This is a genomic window from Nostoc sp. FACHB-892 (assembly GCF_014698795.1).
Taxonomy (GTDB): Bacteria; Cyanobacteriota; Cyanobacteriia; order Cyanobacteriales; family Nostocaceae; genus Nostoc.
Genome location: NZ_JACJTR010000123.1, coordinates 1 through 4,946, shown reverse-complemented (window position 1 = coordinate 4,946; position 4,946 = coordinate 1). Strand labels below are relative to the sequence as shown.

2 protein-coding genes and 1 pseudogene are annotated in these 4,946 nt (G+C 42.6%); all 3 read left to right on the top strand.

The features are described from left to right. Nucleotides 1-127: 127 nt before the first annotated feature. Nucleotides 128-700 (top strand): annotated as a pseudogene (locus tag H6G96_RS40080) (anthranilate phosphoribosyltransferase); the annotation flags it as partial. A 463-nt stretch (nucleotides 701-1,163) separates the two neighbouring features. Then, nucleotides 1,164-2,426, top strand: coding sequence for a glycosyltransferase family 4 protein (locus tag H6G96_RS40075; protein WP_190920143.1), 1,263 nt, complete (start codon nucleotides 1,164-1,166; stop codon nucleotides 2,424-2,426). 344 nt (nucleotides 2,427-2,770) lie between these two features. Beyond that, nucleotides 2,771-4,834: an AMP-binding protein gene (locus H6G96_RS40070; RefSeq protein WP_190920141.1), complete on the top strand. Its 2,064-nt coding sequence runs from the start codon at nucleotides 2,771-2,773 to the stop codon at nucleotides 4,832-4,834. The last annotated feature ends 112 nt before the right edge of the window (nucleotides 4,835-4,946 follow it).

Sequence of the window (4,946 nt, the reverse complement as noted above, 5' to 3'; positions counted from 1 at the left end):
ATATGCCTTGCTATAAGTAAACCTAATTAATCATCACCTCCGGTTTCACATAGTTCAGCAAAAAATGTATCTCTGTTTACAAAATCTTGACGCTTATTCTCTTGGAAAAAACTTTGCGATTTACTGAGATTGGCATCCAGCTTTGAAAGCGATCGCACCACTACGAAAAACGCTCAAGGTGCGAACAGTTTTTAACCTTCTTGGCCCATTGCTCAATCCCTTACGCCCAACAGGACAAGTTGTTGGTGTCAATAACCCCGCAATGGTTGAGACTTTTGCTCAGGTTCTAGATCAACTTGGAACTCGCCGAGTAATTACACTCTACGGACGAGAAAAATTAGACGAAGCAAGTTTGGCAGATAAAACTGACTTAGCAGTAATATCCAACCAACAAATCCACCTTTTGACAATAGATCCCCAAGATTTAGGGTTTAACCCAACTCCTATCAGTAAACTCAGGGGTGGGGATGTTCAAGAAAATGCCGAGATCCTCAAAGCAGTCCTACTTGGTAAAGGTACTCCAGCCCAGCAAGATGTAGTGGCTTTAAATACAGCTTTAGCTCTGTATGTAAGTGAGATTATACCTGAAAATGATAATTATTTCTACACTTTCACTAAAGCTATCACTCTAGCCAAAGACATTCTCAAAAGTGGTATTGCATGGAAAAAATTGGAACAGCTTGCTGAGTTTCTTCAGTAATAACATGGTCACTCTTGGTATTTTAAAATAGTACTTTGGAAAAATTAGAAAATGGACACCAAGGCAATCAGTAAACCACAAAGTTTTGAAAACGAACGTAAAAATAGGTATTTCAGGCATCATAAATCAGTTAGCAAATAGCATTGGTAATAGAGTGATCGCTTCCAGGTAACTATAGGCATCATCTGAAATGGTTAATTTAACATTGTTTTGTAAGTTTGTGATATCCCAGAAATAAAGATTAAAAGTCAACTCTTCAGCTTGGGTTTATTGCTCGTGATTGCCATCATCCTAGCTGTAGTAACTACTAGGCAGATGCCCGTACAACAGACCAGTCAATTTCGCGCCCATTGAGCAACCGTTTTCGCGCTTAACTGGTGGTTACTCTGAGAGGTTTAATTCTGTGCTTGGGGCTATGGTGGTTGCTGCTAAGTCAAAACTCTAACACAACAGACAAAAACAAATGCGGATTTTAATTTACTCCTACAACTACCATCCAGAACCCATCGGCATTGCCCCCCTCATGACCGAACTGGCAGAGGGTCTGGTCAAACGCGGTCATTCTGTGCGCGTAGTTACTGCTATGCCCAACTACCCGCAGCGCCGAATTTACCCTAAATACCGAGGTAAACTTTACCACACTGAATACAAAAACGGCGTGAAGATTCAACGCAGTTATGTTTGGATTCGCCCGAAACCGAGTCTCCTAGATCGGATATTATTGGAGCTTAGTTTTTTTATCACCAGTTTTCTGCAAGCCCTCAACGGTCCCAGACCGGACATAATTCTTTTTACTGTGCCGTCGTTACCGGTTTGCGTTCCAGCAGCCCTCTTAGGATGGTTGTATGCCTGTCCTGTGGTCTTGAACCTTCAAGATATTTTGCCGGAAGCTGCTGTCCACACTAGTTTGCTTAAGAACAAATATTTAATCCGCATCTTTGCCGCCTTAGAAAAATTTGCGTACCGTTCAGCAACAAAAATTACCGTTATAGCTGATGGTTTCGTGGAAAATCTACTGGGTAAGGGCGTTCCCAAGAGCAAAATCGAGCTTCTAGCCAACTGGGCTGATGTCAATTTCATTCGTCCCTTGCCAAAAGAAAACAACCGCTTCCGCGCCGTTTATCAACTAATGGACAAATTTGTGGTGCTATATTCCGGTAACATTGCCCTTACCCAAGGTTTAGAAACGGTTGTCGAAGCCGCGAAGAGTTTGCAGCATATACCAGACATAGCCATAGTCATACTGGGAGATTCTCTTGGATTGCAACGATTGCAGCAATATGTCTTGCGCTGTGGGGTGTCTAATGTTCTGCTATTGCCTTTTGCAAAACGCGAACATTTGCCAGAAATGCTAGCGGCTGCGGATGTGGGGTTAGTCGTGCAAAAGCAGAATGTGATTTCCTTTAATATGCCTTCAAAAATTCAAGTACTACTTGCCAGTGGTCGCGCCATCGTGGCGTCCGTACCACTGAGCGGTACCGCAGCGTCTTCGGTGCAAAAAAGTGGCGGCGGAATTATAGTTCCTCCAGAAGACCCCCATGCATTAACGGCAGCGATTTTAGATTTATATAAAAATCCGGAACAAGTAGAAACGCTAAGTCGCAGAAGTCGGCAGTATGCTATTGAGCAGTATGCTTTGGAGCAAGCCTTAAACCGTTATGAAGCTTTGTTTGACTCGCTTGTAGCTCATCCTATCGATGAAGCAAATGCGTCGTCGATTAGATGAACCTATCCCACTAAGTTTCGCTATATGCCCAAGCTACATGACCTACACTCAGTAGACCGAAAAGTTTTGCGATCTCTAAAAAATAGTAGTGTATGATACAGTTTTTTGGAGAATGCAAAAAAGCTGATTGCCTGGGACAAGTAATAAGTCTGGCTTATAGAATAAGCCGCAAAAATCAAGCAAAATCAGCCGGACGGTAAATAAGCTTCCAGGAGTTGATACCTGCGATTGTTTATATAGAGGCTTTGGCTATAGAAGGACATGATTGGAATCTTAAGTGCTGGCAATGGTTAGATTGACGGCATATATAGATTAAATTGCTCAAAATTGAAGGTAAGGATAGTATGGCTGATTCATTGAAACATTTACAATTTTCTTCATTAGTAGAACTCCTGTGCTATAGGGCACTCAAAGAGCCAGACAAAACAGCGTTTATCTTTTTGCAGGATGGAGAAGAAGAGGTTAGTAGACTAACTTACAAAGAATTAGATCGGCAAGCTCGCGCTATTGGCGGGTATCTGCAATCTTTATGTACTATTGGCGATCGCGTTTTACTTCTCTATCCCCAAGGTCTAGAATTTGTTAGTGCCTTTTTTGGCTGTCTGTACGCTGGTGTTGTGGCTGTTCCTGTTAATTTGCCCCGAAGTAACGGTCGTTCTGTGAATCGACTGGAGTCTATTGTGGCAGATGCACAAGCGACGATATTGTTAACAAATGAGCGATCGCTCTCGAATGTGCAGCAGCAGTTGACTGATGCTCCAAACTTAGCTTCACAAGTATTAGCTACTGACAATCTCGCATTAGATTTGGCAGACGTGTGGCAAGAGATAACTGTCAACAGGGATACACTAGCGTTTCTTCAGTATACTTCGGGTTCTACCGGAACACCAAAGGGTGTGATGGTTAGTCATGGTAATTTGTTGCAAAATTCGGAGTATATCAAGTCAGCCTTTGAACTTACACCAAATAGCGTATCTGTAACATGGTTACCTAGTTTCCATGATATGGGGTTAATTGATGGCGTTCTCCAACCTCTGTATACAGGTTTTCTCAGCGTCATGATGCCACCAGCGTCTTTTATTCAACAACCGATTCGCTGGGTGAAAGCTATTTCTGGCTACAAAGCAACCCATTGTGGTGGTCCTAATTTTGGCTACGATCTTTGCGTAAGTAAGATTACTCCAGAACAACGAGCCAGCCTGGACTTGAGTAGCTGGTGTAGTGCCTATAGCGGTGCTGAACCTGTGCGTCGAGAAACTTTGGAAAAGTTCGCTGCAACATTTAAATCTTTTGGTTTTCAAGCTAAGTTCTTTTATCCTTGTTACGGGATGGCTGAAGCTACGCTGATGATTTCTGGTGGAGGTGTTGCAGATGAGCCAGTTTACTGTGCAGTTGATGCAAAGGCATTAGAAAAAAATCGAATTGTCGAGGTAAGTGAAGATACTCCAAAGATTAGACATCTGGTTGGGTGTGGCTATGCCTGGCTGGATACAAAAATTGCGATCGCCGATCCTCAATCTCTGACTTTGTGTCCTCGCGAACAAGTAGGAGAAATTTGGGCATCAGGGTCAAGTATAGCCAAGGGTTACTGGAACCGACCAGAACAAACAAAAGAAACTTTTCATGCCTATTTGGCAGATACATCAGAAGGGCCTTTTTTACGCACGGGAGATTTAGGATTTTTAAAAGATGGTGAGTTGTTTATCACCGGAAGGCTCAAAGATGTTGTGATTATTCGAGGACGTAACCACTATCCTCAAGATATTGAACTAACAGTAGAACAGAGTTATGTAGGACTGCGAACCGGAGCTAGTGCTGCATTTTCAGTTGATGTTGACAAAGAAGAACGACTGATAATTCTTCAAGAAGTTGAGCGTAGTTTGCTGCGGAATCTTGATGTCGAACAAGTAACAAAGGTTATTCGCCAAGCAGTTACAGAACACCATGATTTACAACCCTATGCAGTGCTGTTACTGAAAACAGGAAGTATTCTCAAAACATCTAGTGGCAAAATCCAACGCCGAGCTTGTCAAGCTGCTTATTTAGCCGGGAGTTTGAATATAGTTGGAGAATGGACTAAGAGTACATCAAACCCAGTAAACTTACCACAACCAACAAAAGCATCTTGGCAGCGATCGCATTTATTAAAACAGCATAAATCAGAGCAGGCCGAAGCAATAGAAAGTTGGTTAGTATCTAAGCTAGCTCAACAGCTAAAAGTGAGTGCCAATAGTATAGATATTCATGAGCCTTTTGCCACCTATGGTCTGGATTCTATGGCAGCAGTCCTGATCTCAGGTGAGTTAGCACAATGGCTCGGACGCCAACTCTCTCCGACTTTAGTATATGATTACCCTAATATTGAAGCTCTAGCTCGTTCTATATCTGAAGAGGGCGTTGTTGCGTGAATAAGGAAAATGGTAAATTTTACCTATCGCCTATATTCTCTTGCCGCCTAGCCCAACGATGAAGACGAAAGCCCAGTATAAAGTTCGGAATTGGAACGCTTATGATGCAGCA